The organism is Stenotrophomonas sp. Y-13 (assembly GCF_046267925.1).
Taxonomy (GTDB): domain Bacteria; phylum Pseudomonadota; class Gammaproteobacteria; order Xanthomonadales; family Xanthomonadaceae; genus Stenotrophomonas; species Stenotrophomonas acidaminiphila_A.
Genome location: NZ_CP176501.1, coordinates 2,600,415 through 2,617,788 on the forward strand (window position 1 = coordinate 2,600,415; position 17,374 = coordinate 2,617,788).

The 17,374-nt window shown below is 69.8% G+C and carries 14 protein-coding genes and 1 riboswitch; of the genes, 8 read left to right on the plus strand and 6 right to left on the minus strand.

Features of this window, described 5'->3' with window-relative positions:
- Positions 1–69 precede the first annotated feature (69 nt).
- On the plus strand, positions 70–933 hold the full coding sequence (locus ACJ7VY_RS11845; protein ID WP_409475680.1) for a hypothetical protein: 864 nt from the start codon (positions 70–72) through the stop codon (positions 931–933).
- A gap of 228 nt (positions 934–1,161) precedes the next feature.
- On the opposite strand, the gene ACJ7VY_RS11850 is transcribed toward ACJ7VY_RS11845, so the two are convergent.
- From ACJ7VY_RS11850 to ACJ7VY_RS11860, 3 genes are read right to left on the minus strand one after another with little or no spacing between them, the layout of a single operon-like run.
- Positions 1,162–2,226, minus strand: a complete 1,065-nt coding sequence (locus ACJ7VY_RS11850) for a homoserine dehydrogenase (protein WP_409475681.1) — start codon at positions 2,224–2,226, stop codon at positions 1,162–1,164.
- Positions 2,223–3,467, minus strand: coding sequence for an O-succinylhomoserine (thiol)-lyase (locus tag ACJ7VY_RS11855; protein ID WP_409475682.1), 1,245 nt, complete (start codon positions 3,465–3,467; stop codon positions 2,223–2,225). Before ACJ7VY_RS11855 ends, ACJ7VY_RS11850 begins: the two co-directional genes overlap by 4 nt.
- A complete protein-coding gene (locus ACJ7VY_RS11860; RefSeq protein ID WP_313247740.1) occupies positions 3,464–4,492 on the minus strand; it encodes a homoserine O-succinyltransferase in 1,029 nt (342 codons plus the stop codon). Before ACJ7VY_RS11860 ends, ACJ7VY_RS11855 begins: the two co-directional genes overlap by 4 nt.
- Positions 4,493–4,559: 67 nt before the next feature.
- Positions 4,560–4,679: riboswitch (SAM riboswitch) on the minus strand.
- Positions 4,680–4,829: 150 nt separating this feature from the next.
- Here ACJ7VY_RS11860 and ACJ7VY_RS11865 point away from each other — a divergent pair.
- The 4 genes from ACJ7VY_RS11865 to ACJ7VY_RS11880 all read left to right on the plus strand — a co-directional run bounded on the left by ACJ7VY_RS11865 (position 4,830) and on the right by ACJ7VY_RS11880 (position 10,120).
- Positions 4,830–5,621: a M23 family metallopeptidase gene (locus ACJ7VY_RS11865; RefSeq protein WP_409475683.1), complete on the plus strand. Its 792-nt coding sequence runs from the start codon at positions 4,830–4,832 to the stop codon at positions 5,619–5,621.
- A 58-nt stretch (positions 5,622–5,679) separates the two neighbouring features.
- Entirely contained in the window at positions 5,680–7,284 is a 1,605-nt protein-coding gene (locus ACJ7VY_RS11870) for a peptide chain release factor 3 (RefSeq protein WP_240212161.1), read from the plus strand.
- A gap of 111 nt (positions 7,285–7,395) precedes the next feature.
- The gene (gene trhA / locus ACJ7VY_RS11875) at positions 7,396–8,049 is read left to right on the plus strand and encodes a PAQR family membrane homeostasis protein TrhA (RefSeq protein ID WP_104939324.1); all 654 of its coding nucleotides are present in this window, start codon (positions 7,396–7,398) and stop codon (positions 8,047–8,049) included.
- A 97-nt stretch (positions 8,050–8,146) separates the two neighbouring features.
- On the plus strand, positions 8,147–10,120 hold the full coding sequence (locus tag ACJ7VY_RS11880; RefSeq protein ID WP_409475684.1) for an AsmA family protein: 1,974 nt from the start codon (positions 8,147–8,149) through the stop codon (positions 10,118–10,120).
- Between the two features lie 15 nt (positions 10,121–10,135).
- Here ACJ7VY_RS11880 and ACJ7VY_RS11885 read toward each other — a convergent pair whose 3' ends face one another.
- The 3 genes from ACJ7VY_RS11885 to mtgA are packed head-to-tail and all read right to left on the minus strand — an operon-like array spanning position 10,136 to position 12,336.
- Entirely contained in the window at positions 10,136–10,567 is a 432-nt protein-coding gene (locus ACJ7VY_RS11885; RefSeq protein ID WP_054667094.1) for a CBS domain-containing protein, read from the minus strand.
- A complete protein-coding gene (locus ACJ7VY_RS11890; RefSeq protein WP_313253746.1) occupies positions 10,527–11,546 on the minus strand; it encodes a glycosyltransferase family 2 protein in 1,020 nt (339 codons plus the stop codon). Before ACJ7VY_RS11890 ends, ACJ7VY_RS11885 begins: the two co-directional genes overlap by 41 nt.
- Before the next feature lie 58 nt (positions 11,547–11,604).
- A complete protein-coding gene (gene mtgA / locus ACJ7VY_RS11895) occupies positions 11,605–12,336 on the minus strand; it encodes a monofunctional biosynthetic peptidoglycan transglycosylase (protein WP_313253996.1) in 732 nt (243 codons plus the stop codon).
- A 74-nt stretch (positions 12,337–12,410) separates the two neighbouring features.
- Between mtgA and ACJ7VY_RS11900 the strand changes: the two genes are divergently transcribed.
- The 3 genes from ACJ7VY_RS11900 to ACJ7VY_RS11910 all read left to right on the plus strand — a co-directional run bounded on the left by ACJ7VY_RS11900 (position 12,411) and on the right by ACJ7VY_RS11910 (position 17,362).
- Entirely contained in the window at positions 12,411–13,304 is an 894-nt protein-coding gene (locus ACJ7VY_RS11900) for an Hsp33 family molecular chaperone HslO (protein ID WP_313253748.1), read from the plus strand.
- Positions 13,305–13,423: 119 nt separating this feature from the next.
- Positions 13,424–14,287 carry a hypothetical protein gene (locus ACJ7VY_RS11905; protein ID WP_313253750.1) on the plus strand — a complete coding sequence of 288 codons (864 nt, stop codon included), beginning with the start codon at positions 13,424–13,426 and terminating at the stop codon, positions 14,285–14,287.
- Between the two features lie 246 nt (positions 14,288–14,533).
- Complete coding sequence (locus ACJ7VY_RS11910; RefSeq protein ID WP_313253751.1) at positions 14,534–17,362, plus strand: TonB-dependent receptor; 2,829 nt, start codon at positions 14,534–14,536, stop codon at positions 17,360–17,362.
- The last annotated feature ends 12 nt before the right edge of the window (positions 17,363–17,374 follow it).

The following is a 17,374-nucleotide window of genomic DNA, read 5'->3' on the forward strand; positions in this document are numbered from 1 at the left end:
GATGGCGGGTTGCGCCGGCGCCCGGACGCGCACCAGAATCGCGCAACGACAGCCAGCAGCGGGGCAAGGATGCAGGGCGCACAGCAACCGGATGGGGCAACGCCACCGCGGCGCCCGCGTACGGCAACGCCGTCGGCGCCGCGCAACGGCGGTGGCCTGACCCTGACCCGGCTGGCGCTGGCGGCGGTCGCGCTGCTGGTGCTTGCCTGGTTCATCGGCAAGCGTCCGGCGGCGGGGGATGCGCCGGTCACCCGCGCGGACCCGCCGGCGCCAGCCCCCGCCGCGGCGCCCGCCCCGCAGGCGCGGCTCATCCGCGGCGAGAAATCGACCACCCTGGCGGATATCGGCGAAGCGCGCATGACCCTGCAGGACCAGGGCACCGCGCTGCGCGTGGAGGGCGGCGTCGGCCGCAATTTCGCAAGCGACCTGGGCGCATTGCTGGACGCGGCGCCCTCGGTGCGGCGGATCGACATCACCAGCGGCGGCGGCTATGCCGTCACCGGCCTGGAAGCGGCGCGCATCGTGCGCCGGAACAACCTCACCGTGCGCGTGCGTGGCTACTGCGCCAGCATCTGCGTGGCGCTGTGGGCCGCCGCCGCGCAGCGGCAGATGGAGCCGGACGCGGTGATCGGCCTGCACCAGCGCAACGCCCAGTGCGATGCCCTGCCCTCGCCGGACCGCGAGGAATGCCATTACCAGGACCAGTTCGCCACCGAACACGACTCCAGCTACCGCGCCTGGCTGCAGGCCGCCGGCTTCAACCAGCGCCTGCTCGACCTGCAGGCGCGGACCGCGTCGGAGGACATCGCGGTGCTCACCGCGCCACTGTTGTGGGACAACGGCGTGGACTTCAGCGTGGTCGACCGCGATGGCACGCACCTCGGCCGCGCCGAGGTCGAGCGGCTTCTCCACGCGGCGGCCGCGCGGCATTGAGGCCCTGCCGGTTCGCGCCACCTCTCGGCGGGTCGCGCCCGGCGGTGGCCAACATGGCGAGACGGACAAGCGTCCAGGCCACCGCCGACCATGCGGTGCGGCAGTGCGCGGGCCCGCTACCGGCAGCACCGCAGCGCACGCATGCGCCACGCCGCCCCACCACCGCGGGGCACCACGGCAACCACGGCGGTGGCCCGCGACGGACCGGCCGTCAACGGGCGTGCGCGCTCATCGATTGACGATGCCCAGCACGTCGTCCAGCAACGCGGCGGCGGTGACCTCGGCGCCGGCACCCGGGCCCTGGATCAGCAGCGGCTGCACGCGGTAGCGGTCGCTGTGGATCGCCATCCGGTTGTCGGTGCCGCGGCCGCCGGCCAGCGGGTGCTCGGCCGGCAACGCGCGCAGGCCGACGCTGGCGCCGTGCCCGTCCAGGCGCGCCACGAAACACAGCGACAGCCCCTGCCCGCGCGCCTGCTGCAGGCGCGCCGCCAGCGGCGCGTCCAGCTGCGCCAGCGCGGCGTCGACCTGCGCGGCCGGCAATGCCGCCAGCGCCGGCGGCAGCAGCGATTCGACCGCCACCTGTTCCGGCTCCAGCGCCACCCCGGCCGCACGCGCCAGGATCAGCAGCTTGCGGCGCACGTCCTCGCCGGACAGGTCGATGCGCGGATCGGGCTCGGTGTAACCGGCCGCGGCCGCCTCGCGCACGCACGCCGAGAACGGCTGGCTGCCATCGAAACGCTGCAACAGCCAGGCCAGCGAACCGGACAGCACGCCTTCAATGGAATGGATGCGGTCGCCGCCGGCCACCAGCGCGCGCAGGCTGGACAGCAGCGGCAGGCCGGCGCCGACGGTGGCCGCGTCGCCATAGCGTGCGTTGCCCGCAGCCGCGGTGCCACCGATCTGGCGCGCGCGCGCCAGGGTGGTGCCATTGCCCAGCTTGTTGGCGGTAACCACGTGGATGCCCCGCGCCAGCCAGTGCGCGTGCTCGGCGGCGACCTCCTCGCTGGCGGTGGCGTCGACCACGATGTCGCCGGCCTGCAGGCGCCCGGTTTGCTCGGCATGGGCGAGCGCGCCGGCCTGCCGGGTGGCCTCGCGCGCGCGCGACAACGCCGCCTCGGGCGCGTCGCCGCAGGCCAGCGCGATGCGCGAGTTCGCCACTGCGTGCAGCAGTGGCAGCCTGAGTTGCCGCTGCCGCAGGGCCTGGTAGCGGGCCACGAACGCCGAACCGACCGTGCCGGTACCCAGCAGCACCAGCCGCGCCGGTGCTGCGCGCGGACGCAGCTGCGCGCTCATGCGTCCACCGTTTTCCGCAGGGCCTCACGGCGGCTGTCGGCCAGCGCCCGCGCAGCGCGCAGCAGTCCCGCCTGCAGGTCGGCCACCAGGTCCTCGCTGGCCTCGATGCCGACCGACAGGCGCAGCAGGCCGTCGCTGATGCCGGCCTTGGCGCGCGCTTCGGCGGTCATCGCCGCATGGGTCATGGTTGCCGGGTGCGCGACCAGGCTCTCCACGCCGCCCAGCGATTCGGCCAGGGTGAAATAGCGCAGGCCTTCGACGAAGGCGCGCACCGCCGCGTGCGGGTCGGCGCCCTCGCACTGCGCCAGCTCGAAGGACAGCATCGCGCCGAAGCCCTTCTGCTGGCGCGCGGCCAGCACGTGGCCCGGGTGCGATTCCAGCCCCGGGTAGTAGACCTTGGCCACGACGTCGCTGGTGGCGAGCAGATCGACCAGCGCGCGGGTGTTCTCCTGGTGCACGCGCAGGCGCGCATCGAGCGTGCGCAGCCCGCGCAGGGTCAGGAAGGCGTCGAACGGCGAGCCGGTCAGGCCCAGCGCATTGGCCCACCACACCAGCTGCTGGTGCAGCTCGGCATCGCGCGCGACCACCGCGCCGCCGACCACGTCGCTGTGGCCATTGACGTACTTGGTGGTCGAGTGCAGCACCAGGTCGGCGCCGAAGGCGATCGGGTTCTGCAGCGCTGGCGACAGGAAGGTGTTGTCCACCACCACCCGCGCGCCTGCCTTGTGCGCGGCATCGATCACGAAGCGCAGGTCGGTGATGCGCAGCAGCGGATTGGACGGGGTTTCCACCAGCACCAGCTTCGGCGCCTGCGCCAACGCCTCGGCCAGTGCGCGCGGATCGGTCAGGTCGGCGGTGATCAGTTCGAAGTGGCCCTTGGCCGCCAGTGCGTTGAACAGGCGCCAGCTGCCGCCGTAGGCGTCGTGCGGCACCACCAGCCTGTCGCCCGGCTGCAGCAGCGCATTGAGCACCAGGTTGATCGCGCCCATGCCGGTGGACGTGACCACCGCGCCGGCGCCGCCCTCCAGTTCCGCCAGCGCCTCGCCGAGCAGGTCGCGGGTCGGGTTGCCGCTGCGGGTGTAGTCGTACTGGCGCTTGTTGCCGAAGCCGTCGAAGCTGAAATTGGACGACAGCACCAGCGGCGGCGTCACCGCGCCATAGGCGGTATCGCGATCGATGCCGGCACGCACGGCCGCGGTGGCGCGGCAACAGGAAACATCGGAAGCGGTGGACAGGCTCATGCGTTCTCTCCGGGAAGGCGTAGGGCGTTGGCGAGGATCGCGTCGATGCGATCGGTCTCTTTCAGGAAGGCGTCGTGGCCATAGGGCGAACGCAGCACGCGCAGGCTGCCGCGCGTGCCCAGGCCCTCGACCAGCGTGACCAGGTCGGACAACGGCACCAGGCGGTCGCCCTCGACCGCGACCACCAGCGTCGGTACGCCGATGGCGGCCGGCTCGATGCGGTGCAGGTCGATGGATTCGGACAGGCGCAGGTAGGCATTGACCCGGGTGCGCGCCACGTACTGCGCGCCGGCGGCGTCGAGGTAATCCTCGGCGGCCACGCGCACGCGGCCATTCACCACTTCGGGCTGGGCATCGAAGCGCTCGCCGAACTCTTCCGGGGTGCGGTAGCTGAGCATCGCGAACTGCCGCGCCAGCGCCAGCCCGTGGCTTTCGGCGCACTGCAGCTGGCCCAGGGCGACCGCGCGCCGCTGCAGCGCGCGCCAGGCCGAGGCATAGGGATGCGGGCGATGCGCGCCGCTCACCGCCACCAGCCGGCCCAGCCGGTGCGGGTGGCGGATGGCCAGTTGCTGGCCGACCAGCGCGCCATAGGAGTAGCCCACGCAGCCATGCAGGCGGTCGATGCCCAGCGCGTCCAGCAGCAGGGCCACGGCATCGGCCTGGTCGGCGGTATCGATCGGCACGTCGAGCTCGCCGTCGGCGCCGATGAAGTCCAGGCCCAGCAGGCGGCGGTGCGCCGGGTCCAGCGCGCGGCCGCAGCCGACCAGTCCTTCGGCCCAGCCCTTCTCGCCGAACACCGTGTTGGCGGCGATGTGGCGATGCGCGGAGATGCCGCCGGCCACCAGCACCACCGGCGCATCGGCACGGCCGGCCAGCTCGTAGCGCAGCCGCAGCGTGCGCTCGCCGGCATGGCGCATGGCCAGGCGCACGTCGATTTCACCGCGCACGGCGGCTGCGGCGGGCACTGCGCTGTCGGGCGCGGCGGCCGGGTGTTCACGGAGGGCGGTGGCGGTGGCGAAACGCATGGCGATATCCGGTAAGGAGCAGCCATCGAGCTTCGCGGGCCCGTGTTCGCCGTGCAGGGCACGGATCGAACCATCTTTCGGCGGACGCGGTGGTCCCCGCAGGATTTGGCACCAAACACAGGCGCTTGCGCACCTGCTGGTTGCCCCGGCATCAAAGGGCCTGTCCCTCCGCCGGTCTCGATGGTGGACACACGATGCCAGCCCCCCGGACGCATGTCAATCTCTTTATTCGGATGGAGCGATGGAGTTTCCGATGCAACCATGCCGGCATAATCCCGGCACCACCTGCCCGCGCCAGCGCATGCACCGGCTACCTGTTCTGCTCCTGTCCGCCACGTTGGCCCTGCCCGCCCAGGGCCAGGACCCCGCGCCGCGCTGGCACCAGGCCTGGGGGTTGGCCGCCCCGACCATGGCGGAGGCCGCCGGGGGCCGCGAAGCCGGCTTCGCACGGCTGCTCCTGCAGCCCCGCGGCGGCGGCCGCGAAGCACGGGCACGCAACCTGCTGGCCGGCCCGCTGCAGGTGCGCCTGCGCGATGGCACCGATGGCCGCGCGGTGACCGCGCCGGTGCTGTTGCCGGCGGGCGGACAGCGCGACCTGCTGTGGCTGGCCGATACCGGCAACGGGGTCCGGCTGCTGCTCGACGCCTTTCCCGGCGACCCGTCCGCGCGACCGGCCGATCACCTCTACCTGCTGCCGTTCGCCGGGGTGCCGGTCCGGGTCAGCCAGGGCTTCGACGGCATCCGCAGCCATGGCGACGCGCAGAACCGCCACGCCATCGACTTTCCCCTGCCCGAAGGCACGCCGGTGCTCGCCGCCCGCGCCGGCACGGTGATGCAGGTGGTGGACGATGCGCCCGGCGACGGGTGCCTGGTGCGGGTCCTGCACGCCGACGGCGGCATGGCGCTCTACGCCCACCTGCAGGCGGGCAGCCTGGCGGTCCGGCCCGGGCAGGCGGTCCAGGCGGGGCAGCCGCTGGCCCGTTCCGGCAACACCGGCCGCAGCACCGGCCCGCACCTGCACTTCGCGGTGCAGGCCAACACCGGGCTGGCGCTGGCCTCGATCCCGTTCCGCATGGCCGGCCCGCACGGCGAGCTGCGCTTCGCCCGCGAGGCGGGCGCCCCGCCCTGAGCGGCTATAATCGCCGGCTTCCCTTTCCCAATGCGCGCCCGCCGCGGGCGCAGCCGCCATGTCCGAAGTCGCATCCGAAGCCGCGCGCCGCCGCACCTTCGCCATCATTTCCCACCCCGACGCCGGCAAGACCACGCTGACCGAAAAGCTGCTGCTGTTCGGAGGCGCGATCCAGATGGCCGGCTCGGTGAAGTCGCGCAAGACCAGCCGCCACGCCACCTCGGACTGGATGGCGCTGGAGAAGGAGCGCGGCATCTCGGTCACCTCCTCGGTGATGCAGTTCCCGTACGAGGACAAGATCGTCAACCTGCTCGACACCCCCGGCCACGCCGACTTCGGCGAGGACACCTACCGCGTGCTCACCGCGGTGGATTCGGCGCTGATGGTGATCGACGTGGCCAAGGGCGTGGAGGAGCGCACCATCAAGCTGATGGAGGTGTGCCGCCTGCGCGACACCCCGATCATGACCTTCATCAACAAGCTCGACCGCGAGGGCAAGGACCCGATCGAGCTGCTGGACGAAGTGGAGACCGTGCTCGGCATCCAGTGCGCGCCGGTCACGTGGCCGATCGGCATGGGCCAGCGCCTGAAGGGCGTGGTGCACCTGCTGACCGGCGAGGTGCACCTGTACGAGCCGGGCCGCAACTTCACCCGCCAGGATTCGACCATCTTCCCGTCGCTGGACGCGCCCGGCCTGGCCGAGCGCATCGGCGAGAAGATGCTGGCCGACCTGCGCGATGAACTGGAACTGGTGCAGGGCGCCAGCCATCCGTTCGACAAGGACGCCTACCTGCGCGGGCAGCAGACCCCGGTGTTCTTCGGCTCGGGCGTGAACAACTTCGGCGTGCAGCCGCTGCTGGACTTCTTCGTCGAACACGCGCCGGCGCCGCAGCCGCGCGCCACCACCGGCCGCACCATCGCCCCGCAGGAAGACAAGCTCAGCGGCTTCGTGTTCAAGATCCAGGCCAACATGGACCCGCAGCACCGCGACCGCGTCGCGTTCATGCGCGTGTGCTCGGGCCGCTTCAGCGCCGGCATGAAGACCTTCCATGTGCGTACCGGCAAGGAAATGAAGCTGGCCAACGCACTGACCTTCATGGCCAGCGACCGCGAGATCGCGGCCGAGGCCTGGCCGGGCGACGTGATCGGCATCCACAACCACGGCACCATTTCCATCGGCGACACCTTCACCGAGGGCGAGGCGGTCACCTTCACCGGCATCCCCAACTTCGCTCCGGAACTGTTCCGCCGCGCGCGCCTGAAGGACCCGCTCAAGCTCAAGCAGCTGCAGAAGGGCCTGGCGCAGCTGTCCGAGGAAGGCGCCACCCAGTTCTTCCGCCCGATCATGAGCAACGACCTGATCCTGGGCGCGGTGGGCGTGCTGCAGTTCGACGTCGCCGCCTACCGCCTGAAGGACGAGTATGGCGTGGAAGCCATCTTCGAACCGGTGGGCGTGGTCACCGCGCGCTGGGTGCATTGCGACAACGCGAAGAAGCTGGAGGAGTTCCGCGAGAAGAACGCCAACAACCTGGCCGTGGACGCCGCCGGGCAGCTGGTCTACCTGGCCCCGACCCGGGTCAACCTGCAACTGGCGCAGGAACGGGCGCCGGACGTGCGCTTCTCCGCCACCCGCGAGGCCGCGCATACCGTCTCGGTGGAATGAGCGGCCGGAGGCAGGCGCGTCCAGCGCGCTCCTGCCCCTGGATGACGCCACCCCCAACCGCCGGCGGGCATGGGGATGCACCCCGTGCTGCATTGCGGTAACTTGCAGGCCATGCCTACCACCGCTCCCCTGCCGCGGCACACCGTGGACATCCGCGAGGAAATCGCCAGCGCCCTGACCCACGGCCTGGGCGCGGTCACCGCGCTAGGCGCCAGCGCGGTGCTGATCACCCTGGCCGCGATCTACGGCGACGGCTGGCAACTGGCCAGCGCCATCGTGTTCGGCGTGGCGCTGCTGCTGCTGTACACCGCCTCGACCCTGTACCACGCCATCCAGCACCCGGTGGCCAAGGGCCGGCTGAAGATCTTCGACCACTGCGCGATCTACATCCTGATCGCCGGCACGTATACGCCATTCACCCTGATCGGCCTGCGCGGGCCGTGGGGCTGGGGCTTGTTCGCCGCGATCTGGACGCTGGCGGTGGGCGGGGTGATCTTCAAGCTGTTCTACACCGGCCGCTTCAAGCGGCTGTCCACGGCCATCTACATCGCCATGGGCTGGCTGGTGGTGGTGGCGATCGAGCCGATGTGGAACTCGCTCGATGGGTTCACCCTGGGCTGGCTGCTGGCAGGCGGCGTGTCCTACACCCTGGGCACCTATTTCTACCACCGCGAATCGGTGCGCTATTCGCACGCCATCTGGCACCTGTTCGTGATCGCCGGCAGCGTCTGCCATTTCGTTTCGGTGACCGCGCAGATCCTCTAGCGGGCCGCTGCCGCGCAGCGGCGCGACAACGGCGTCTGCACGCCGCGCCAATGAACGCTTCGCGCCACGTGCACGACCTGGCGGCAACCATGGCGGCGTGAACACCGCACCTGCCCCCGCCACGCCGCGCGCGTCGCGCTGGCGTCACCGCCGTCCCGGCACGCGCGGCCAGCGCTGGCTCGCCATCGCCGGCGTGCTGCTCGCCGCGCTCGTCGTCCTGCTGTTGCTGTGGGACTGGAACTGGTTCAAGCGGCCACTGGAACGCATGGTACAGGCGCGTACCGGCCGCGCCCTGCACATCGGCCACCTCGACGTCGACCTGGGCAGCACCAGCACGCTGCGCGCCGACCGGGTCAGCTTCGCCAATGCGCCGTGGGCGCAGCGGCCGGACATGGCCCGCGCCGCGCGCGTCGAAATCGACCTGCGGCTGTGGCCACTCCTGCGCGGCGACCTGCAGGTACCCGAAGTGCGGCTGGCGCGTCCCGACGTGCTGCTGCAGACCGCGCCGCGGCGCGGCGAACGGGGGAACTGGGATTTCCTCGGTGGCGGCGACGCAGGCCGGCCGTTGCCGCTCAAGCGGCTGCGCGTGGACGACGGCACCCTGCGCTTCGTGGACGCGCCTGGCCGCACCGACATCCGGCTTGCCGTCCGCAGCGGCGCGCCGGCGCAGGCCAACGCCGCGCCACCGTTGCTGCTGCAGGGCAACGGGCACTGGCGCGGCGCCGCGTTCACGGTGCGTGGCGGTACCGAATCGCCACTGCAGCTGGCCGACAGCGAGCACCCCTTCCGCCTGCACCTGGAAGGCCGTGCCGGCGCCACCCGCGCCACCGCCAGCGGCACCCTGACCAATCCGTTCCAGCTGCAGCTGTTCGACCTGCGGCTCCGGCTCAGCGGCGAGGACCTGGAAGACCTGTACCCCCTGCTCGGCATCGCCCTGCCGTCCTCGCCCCCGTACCGCCTCGACGGCCGGCTGCGCCGCGACCACGACACCTGGCGCTACGACGGCTTCAGTGGCCAGGTGGGCGACAGCGATCTGGCCGGCAATGTACGCATCGACGTGGGCGGCGAGCGCCCGCGGCTGACCGCCGAGCTGGTCTCGCGCCGGCTCGACTTCGACGACCTCGCCGGCTTTGTCGGCGCGCCGCCCCGCACCGGTGGCGGCGAAACCGCCAACGCCGGGCAGAAGGCCGCGGCCGCGGCACTGGCGGCCCGGCCCACGGTACTGCCTGACAAGCCGTACGACCTGGGCAAACTGCGGGCGATGGACGCGGACGTGCGCTGGAAGGCGCAGCGCATCAATTCGCCGTCGCTGCCGCTGGACGACATGGACGCGCACCTGCGCCTGGACGATGGCCTGCTGCGCCTGGAGCCGCTGAACTTCGGCGTCGCCGGCGGCGACATCCGTGGCTCGGTGCGCATGGATGCGCGCAGCCCACGCATCGCCACCACGCTCGACGCCAGTCTGCGCGGGGTGCAGTTGGGCCGCCTGTTTCCCGACGCGCGCCTGGCCCGGCAGGCCTCCGGCGGCATCGGCGGCCGCGTGCGCCTGTCCGGCACCGGCAACTCGGTGGCCGCCATGCTCGGCAGCAGCGACGGCGACGTCGCCATCGGCATGGGCCGCGGCCATGTCGGCAACCTGCTGATGGAACTGGCCGGGCTGGACGTGGCCGAGTCGCTCAAGTTCCTGTTCACCGGCGACCGCCAGATCCCGCTGCGCTGCGCGTTCGCCGATTTCGGGGTACAGGATGGCCTGATGCAGGCGCGCGCACTGGCGTTCGACACCACCGACACCCTGGTCGTGGGCGAAGGCAGCGTCAGCCTCAAAGGCGAGCAGCTGGACCTGCTGCTGCGGCCGCGGCCCAAGGACAGGAGCATCCTCGCGCTGCGCTCGCCGCTGCGCATTGGCGGCACCTTCAAGGACCCGTCGTTCCGCCCCGACTTCAAGGCCCTGGGGCTGCGCGGCGCCATCGCCCTGACCCTGGGCAGCATCACCCCGCCGGCGGCGCTGCTGGCCACCCTCGAAACCGGGCCGGGCAAGGACGCCGACTGCGGCGGCCACTACGCCAGATAGGGCGCGGGCGCGCGCTCAGCCGCCGACGATGTACTGCTGCAGCTGCCCCAGCTCGCGGCGCTGCTGTTCGATCACCGACTTGACCAGGTCGCCGATGGAGATCACCCCCAGCACCGCGCCGCCCTCGACCACAGGCAGGTGGCGGATGCGGCGGTCGGTCACCAGCTGCAGGCAGTCCTCGACCGTGTCCGCCGGCGTCACCGTGACCACCTCGGCGGTCATGATCGCCGCCACCGGGGTGTCGCGCGAGGAGCGGTCGCGCAGCACGATCTTGCGCGCATAATCACGCTCGGAAAGGATGCCGGCCAGCCGCGCCCCGTCCATCACCAGCACCGCGCCGATGCCTTTCTCGGCCATCAGCCGGATCGCGTCGATCACCGCGCTGTCCGGCGCTACCGCGTGGATCTCAGGGGACTTGGTCCCGAGCAACTGACGAACGGTCTGCATGGCGTTCTCCCTTGCTGGCGGATGCGCCCGATAGTGCCACGTCGGCCGGCCGCCAGGTGTCAACCAGGTACAACGGCCGCTGCTTGGCCTCCATGTACAGGCGGCCCAGGTACTCGCCGATCAGGCCCAGCGCGATCAGCTGCACCCCGCCCAGGAACAGGATCACCGCCATCATCGTCGGCCAGCCCGCGACGCGGTCGCCGTACAGCGCCGCCTTGCCCACCACCCAGGCGGCGAAACCGAACGAGGACGCGGCGGTCAGCAACCCGAGATAGGTCGCCACCCGCAGCGGCGCGGTGGAAAAGCTGGTGATGCCCTCCAGCGCCAGGTTCCACAGCTTCCAGAAGCCGAACTTGCTGCGCCCGGCCACCCGCGGCGCGCGCCGGTACGGCAACGCCACCCGGCGGAAACCCACCCAGCCGAACAGGCCCTTCATGAAACGCTGGCGCTCGCGCAGTTGCCGCAGCGCCGTCAGCGCGCGCGGCGACAGCAGGCGGAAGTCGCCGGTGTCGGCGGGAATGGGCGTCTTCGACAGCCGCCCCATCACCCGGTAGAACGCGGAGGCGGTGGCGCGCTTCAGCCAGCCTTCGCCCTCGCGCGCCAGGCGCACGCCATACACGTCGTCATGCCCCTGCCGCCACAGTTCGACGAACTGCGCGATCAGCTCCGGCGGGTCCTGGCCGTCGGCGTCGAGGATCAGTGCTGCGCCTTCATCCACCAGGTCCAGCCCGGCGGTGAGCGCGGCCTCCTTGCCGAAGTTGCGCGACAGCCGCAGCGCCGCCACCCGCGGGTCGTCCGTCGCCAGCTGCTGCATCAGCGACCAGGTGGCGTCGGTGCTGCCGTCGTCGACATAGAGCACCCGGCCATCGATGTCGGGCAGGCGTTCCAGCACGGCACCGAGGCGCTCGTGCAGCAACGGCAGGGCGTCCTGCTCGTTGCAGGCGGCAATGACGACGGTCAGCCGGTCGCGGGGGCTCATGCGCGCATTCTACGGAACAGGACGCGCACGCCGCGGCAGCGGCCGGCACGCGGTGGCATCACTCGCCGTCCACCGCGTAACCGGGCCCACCCAGCTGCCGCGCCTGGCGCTGGATCCAGGCGGCGCGGCGCTGCACGAACGGGCCCGGCCGGGTTGCGCTGTAACGCCGCGGCGACGGCAGCACGGCCGCCAGGCGGGCGCTCTCGGCCGCCGACAGCCGCGCCGCGTCCTTGCCCCAGAACTGCCGCGACGCCGCCTGCACGCCGTAGACGCCATCGCCGAATTCGGCCACGTTGGCGTACATCTCCAGGATCCGCCGCTTCGGCCACAGCGCCTCGATCAGCACCGTGTACCAGGCCTCCAGCCCCTTGCGCAGCCAGCTGCGGCCCTGCCACAGGAACAGGTTCTTGGCGACCTGCTGGCTGATCGTGCTGCCGCCGCGCAGGCGCTTGCCACGGGCGTTGTGGTCCATCGCCTTCTCGATCGCCTGCAGGTCGAAGCCGTTGTGCAGCGGGAACCGCTGGTCCTCGGCCGCCACCAGCGAGATCGGCACGCTGGCCGCCATCGCGTCCAGGTCGCGCCACTGGTAATGGATGCGGAATCCCCACTCGCCCTGCCCCCACGCTTCGGCCTGCCGCAGCGCCATCACCGTGGAAAACGGCGGATCGACGAACCGCAGCACCGCCACCTGCACGATGCTGAACAGCGCCAGCGCGCAGGGCGTGATCCACAACCAGCGCCGCCACCTGCGCCGCGGCCGCACCTTGCGCTCGTCCTGCTCCGTCCCCATCTGCTTGGTTGACCCCATGAATCCCGACATCGGTGCATTATCCGGCACCGGCGTCCCCATACGTGCAGATTCCCATGACCGAAACGTCCGACCTCCTTGTCCGCTTCCTCCTGCCCGAGGCCGGCGTGCGCGGCGTCCATGTCCAGCTCTCCGGCAGCTGGCGCGAAATCCTGTCCCATGGCAGCTACCGCCCTTCGGCCATGCGCCTGCTCGGCGAGGCCTGCGTGGCCTCGGCGCTGTTCACCGGCCACATCAAGATCGACGGGCGCCTGTCGGTGCAGCTGCGCAGCGGCTCGGCGCTGCGCACCCTGTTCGCCGAATGCACCTCGGCCGGCACCCTGCGTGGCATCGCCCAGCTCGAGGACGGCCAGGATGCCCCGCCCGACCTGTCGCAGCTCGGCGACGGCGCGCTGCTGGCCATCACCATCGAGAACCCGGGCCTGGACCCGCGTGAGCCGCAGCGCTACCAGAGCCTGGTGGCGCTGCAGGGCAACAGCCTGGACGAGGCGTTCGAGGACTATTTCCGCCATTCCGAGCAGCTGCCCACGCGCCTGCTGCTGGCCGCCGATGGCCAGCGGGCCGCCGGCCTGCTGCTGCAGAAGCTCCCGGGCGACCAGGGCGACGAGGATGGCTGGGGCCGCGCCGGCGCGCTGTTCGACACCCTGGGACGCGACGAACTGCTGGCAGTCGACGGCCCCGCGCTGCTGCACCGCCTGTTCCACGAAGAGCAGGTCGAGACCCTGGGCGACAAGCCGCTGCGCTTCGGCTGCTCCTGTTCGCGCGAGCGGGTGATCGGCATGCTGCAGTCGCTGGGCGAGGACGAAGCCCGCGCCGCCGCCGCCGACAGCGGCCAGGTCGAAGTGCGCTGCGAGTTCTGCGGGCGCGAGTATCACTTCCCTTTGACCGAATTCGGCGTATTGTTTGCAGCCATGCCCACCAGCCAGGCCGCTCCCGAGCGGCTGCAGTAACGGCACCGACGAGCTGCGTTCCGGGGAGGACGGAGTCTTGTTAAGAAAACATAAACAACATACGATCAGAATCTCACGCTCCGGGAACTTTCCGGCCCCTGTCCTGTCTGATTGAGTCGATGAAGACCTTCCTGCGCCTGCCGCTGGCCTTGTTGATCGCCCTTGGGGTGGCAACGGGCGCGCATGCGCAGGCCAAGCCGCGAGCCCCCCAGGACAGCACCGTCCTGCCGGTCTGGAACAAGGGCAGCGGCAAGGTCGAGGCGCTGCTGTACCTGGAGCCCACCGGCGAACAGGTCGCCGGCGCGCGCTGGCACTTCGGCCGCAATTCGCTCGATGCCGCCTTCGGGCTCTCCTCGGGCGATTCGCTCGGCCTGCTGTGCAACAGCAGCCGCGGCAGCAGCATCAGCGGCCTGGCCAGCCATTGCATGCTCGCCAGCCTGGGCGACGACGATGACGGCGTTCCCGGTCGCCACCTGTCGGCGACCACCACCTTCAACCGTCCCGGCGGGCGCGTCGGCCTGAGCGCCGGCACGGGCCGCGACACGCTGCCGGCATGGCTGTCGGGCAATGCCAAGGCACCGGCCGCGCGCGTGGAACAGAACGACCTGACCGTCTTCGGCCAGAAGAACATCGGCAGCGAAGGTTTCGTCTCCATCGGCGGCACCTACGCCAAGGCACGCCTGGTACCACTGAGCGATGCATCGCCCGCACTGGTCGACCGCTGGGACAGCAAGAGCCTGAGCATCGGCGGGGGCTATGGCCCGTTCAGCGCCAACATCATCGGCCGCGTCGTCGACGCCCCCGGCCGGGCCGGCAAGTGGGAAGGCATCGGCCTGGGCCTGACCTGGCGCACGCCCTGGAGCGGCCAGCTCACCGTCGGCGCCGAGAACGTCATCACCCGCGGCAAGAACCCGTTCTCTCCACGCAATGAGAGCAACGACGAAGGGGCTATTCCCTACGTGCGGTACGAGCAGGATCTCTGAGCTCTCGACCCGTTGAACAGCCTGCGCATTCATCGAAACGCCTCCGCAAGGAGGCGTTTTTGTTGCACCCGCAACATTCACTTTGCCGAATTTCACCAAACCCACGCAATTCATTAACGAAGCTTTAATTTCAGAAGAGACGGAAGTACTATCGGGTCAGCCGCACGGATTTTGGGACCGAATCTTTCGCCCCGCCGCGCAGGCGCTACCACTTGTAACTACCAAGATCACTTGGAGAGAGAGCCCATGTATTGCAAGTCCAACAAGCTGCGTGACGCAGTGGTGCTGGCCCTGGTCGCAGGCGCCGGCACCACCGGCACTGCCTTCGCCCAGGACACCAGCGGTGCCACCAACCTCGACCGCATTGAAGTCACCGGTTCGCGCATCCGTCAGGTCGACGTCGAAACCGCCCAGCCGGTTCTGACCATTTCCCGCGCGGAAATCGAGAACCAGGGCTTCAGCTCCGTCGCCGACATCCTGCAGAACATCTCCGCAGCCGGCAGCCCCACGTTCAGCCGCGCCTCGCCGCTGACCTCCAACCAGGAAGCCGGCGGCCAGTATATCGACCTGCGCAACCTGGGCGCCCAGCGCACCCTCGTGCTGGTCAATGGCAAGCGCCTGGGCATCAGCCCGGCCGGTTACCAGGACATCTCCTCCATCCCGTCCGTCATCGTCGAGCGCATCGAAGTCCTGAAGGACGGCGCCTCCGCGATCTACGGCTCCGACGCGATGGCCGGCGTGATCAACATCATCACCCGCAAGAACTTCGACGGTGCCGAGGCCAATGTCTACACCGGCCAGTACGGCGAAGGCGATGGCCAGAAGCAGACCTACGACTTCATGGTCGGCTTCTCCGGCGAGCGCGGCTCGGTCACCGTCGGTGCCGAATACCACAAGGAAGATCCGGTGTGGGCGCGCGACCGCTGGTACACCGCCGAAGCCGATCCGCGTGATCCGGGTGGCAACAACACCACCGTCGGCCAGTGGGGCAACTGGCGTCCGTCTGGTAGCACCGGCGCCTGGCAGGCTCCGAACCGCGGCAGCAGCGCCATCGGCGCTGGCAATTTCCACCCGCAGAACAGCAATGACACCAGCAACTCCATCGACCAGATGCAGTTGCTGACGCCGCTGGAGCGCCGCTCGCTGTTCGTCAACGCGAGCTACGACATCACCGACAACGTGCGCTTCACCAGCGACATGGGTTACACCAAGCGGTCGTCGGACCGTCAGATCGCGGGCTACCCACTGCAGTCCGCCGCGGTCGGCGCTCCGATGTCGAAGGACAGCTACTTCAACCCGACCGCGGGTGCCAGCGCGGTTGACTGGCGTCGTCGTGGCTGGGAAGTTCCGCGCACCACCAATACCGACCAGACGACCTGGCGTTTCACCGCGGCGCTGGAAGGCTCGTTCGAGATTGGTGACCGGTATTTCGACTGGGACGCCGGCTATATGTTCAATGAGGCCGACACCAGCATCATCAACAACGGCAACTTCTACATCCCGTCGGTCAAGGCTGCCGTGGGTCCGTCGTTCAAGGATCCGACCACGGGCAAGATCGTCTGCGGTACGCCGGGCAACGTGATCGCCGGCTGCGTGCCGTGGAACCCGTTCGCCGGCTTCGGTACCGGTGCCGTCGAGAATTCGCTGGACGACCCGGCTGTGCGCAACTTCCTGTACAAGGAAGAACACGCCGTGGGCAAGACGAAGACGCACGACTACTTCGTCAACCTGGCGGGTTCGATCATCACCCTGCCCGCCGGCGACCTGGGCTTCGCGCTGGGCTACGAGCACCGCAAGGAAGAAGGTGGCTTTACCCCGGACGCCATCGCCCAGTCCGGCAATTCGACCAACCTGGCCTCGGGCCCGACCTACGGCTCGTACAAGGTCGATGAAGGCTACCTGGAACTGAACGTGCCGGTCCTGGCCGACCTGCCGGGCGCCAAGGAACTGACCTTCAACGCGGCTACCCGCTACTCGAAGTTCGACACCTTCGGCAACACCACGAACAACAAGTTCGGCATGAAGTGGCGCCCGATGGACGACCTGCTGGTCCGTGCCACCTATGCCGAGGGCTTCCGCGCCCCGACCATCGGCAACCTGTACGGCGGCGGCTCGCAGACCTTCGCCACCGGCTTCCAGGATCCGTGCGACGTCGTTTACGGCAAGGCCGCCAACTCGCCGCGCTGCCTCAAGGACGTCGGTGCGAACTTCCGCCAGCTGAAGCAGGGCTTCGTGCCGATCACCGGCCCGAATGGCAACCAGACCCCGGTCCCGTTCGTGTCCGGTTCCAATCCCAACCTGCAGCCGGAAATGTCCACCTCCAAGACCGTCGGCCTGGTCTACAGCCCGAAGTTCGTGCAGGGCCTGACCATGGCGCTGGACTGGTGGAAGGTGCGCATCGACGACACCGTGGTTTCGGACTCGCCGAACGCGATCATGGACGACTGCTACGTCAACCTGATCGAATCGCGTTGCGCCATGTTCAAGCGTGACCCAGCCCAGGGCAACATCGTCAGCGAACTGACCTACGGCACCCGCAACGCCGGTTACTACCTGACCGAAGGTTTCGATTTCGACGCCAACTATGCGCTGGACACCGATTGGGGTCGTTTCAGCGCCAAGTGGGCGACGACCTACGTCAGCAAGTTCGAGATCAAGAGCACCAATGACCCGGGCACGAAGCCGAGCCAGGTCAATGGCTTCGAAGAGTACTTCCGCATTCGTTCCAACCTGAGCCTGGGCTGGAACAAGGGTGACTGGTCTGCCAACTACGGCATCCGCTACTACTCCAGCACCAAGGAAGACTGCTCCTACGACGATATCTGCTCGGATCCGAACTACTTCAGCCCGACCGCGAACAAGGTCATCCCGCAGAACCGCCTGGGCGCCACCACGTTCCACGACGTGCAGGTCTCCTGGCAGGCGCCGTGGAATGCCCGCATCGCCATTGGTGCGAACAACGTGTTCAACCGCGTTGGTCCGATCATGTACAGCCAGGCTGCGTCGAACTTCTCGTACTACGGCGGTTTCGATACCGGCCGTTTCCTGTACCTGAAGTACAACCAGAAGTTCTGATCGGTGGATTGA

What these genes read in the sequence shown, in the direction of transcription:
- ACJ7VY_RS11910 (WP_313253751.1), top strand. Translation starts at nt 14,534, where the DNA reads ATGTATTGCAAGTCCAACAAGCTGCGTGACGCAGTGGTGCTGGCCCTG.
- ACJ7VY_RS11845 (WP_409475680.1), top strand. Translation starts at nt 70, where the DNA reads ATGCAGGGCGCACAGCAACCGGATGGGGCAACGCCACCGCGGCGCCCG.
- ACJ7VY_RS11860 (WP_313247740.1), bottom strand. Translation starts at nt 4,492, where the DNA reads ATGCGTTTCGCCACCGCCACCGCCCTCCGTGAACACCCGGCCGCCGCG.
- ACJ7VY_RS11885 (WP_054667094.1), bottom strand. Translation starts at nt 10,567, where the DNA reads ATGCAGACCGTTCGTCAGTTGCTCGGGACCAAGTCCCCTGAGATCCAC.
- mtgA (WP_313253996.1), bottom strand. Translation starts at nt 12,336, where the DNA reads ATGGGGACGGAGCAGGACGAGCGCAAGGTGCGGCCGCGGCGCAGGTGG.
- ACJ7VY_RS11850 (WP_409475681.1), bottom strand. Translation starts at nt 2,226, where the DNA reads ATGAGCGCGCAGCTGCGTCCGCGCGCAGCACCGGCGCGGCTGGTGCTG.
- trhA (WP_104939324.1), top strand. Translation starts at nt 7,396, where the DNA reads ATGCCTACCACCGCTCCCCTGCCGCGGCACACCGTGGACATCCGCGAG.
- ACJ7VY_RS11870 (WP_240212161.1), top strand. Translation starts at nt 5,680, where the DNA reads ATGTCCGAAGTCGCATCCGAAGCCGCGCGCCGCCGCACCTTCGCCATC.
- ACJ7VY_RS11900 (WP_313253748.1), top strand. Translation starts at nt 12,411, where the DNA reads ATGACCGAAACGTCCGACCTCCTTGTCCGCTTCCTCCTGCCCGAGGCC.
- ACJ7VY_RS11855 (WP_409475682.1), bottom strand. Translation starts at nt 3,467, where the DNA reads ATGAGCCTGTCCACCGCTTCCGATGTTTCCTGTTGCCGCGCCACCGCG.
- ACJ7VY_RS11890 (WP_313253746.1), bottom strand. Translation starts at nt 11,546, where the DNA reads ATGAGCCCCCGCGACCGGCTGACCGTCGTCATTGCCGCCTGCAACGAG.
- ACJ7VY_RS11905 (WP_313253750.1), top strand. Translation starts at nt 13,424, where the DNA reads ATGAAGACCTTCCTGCGCCTGCCGCTGGCCTTGTTGATCGCCCTTGGG.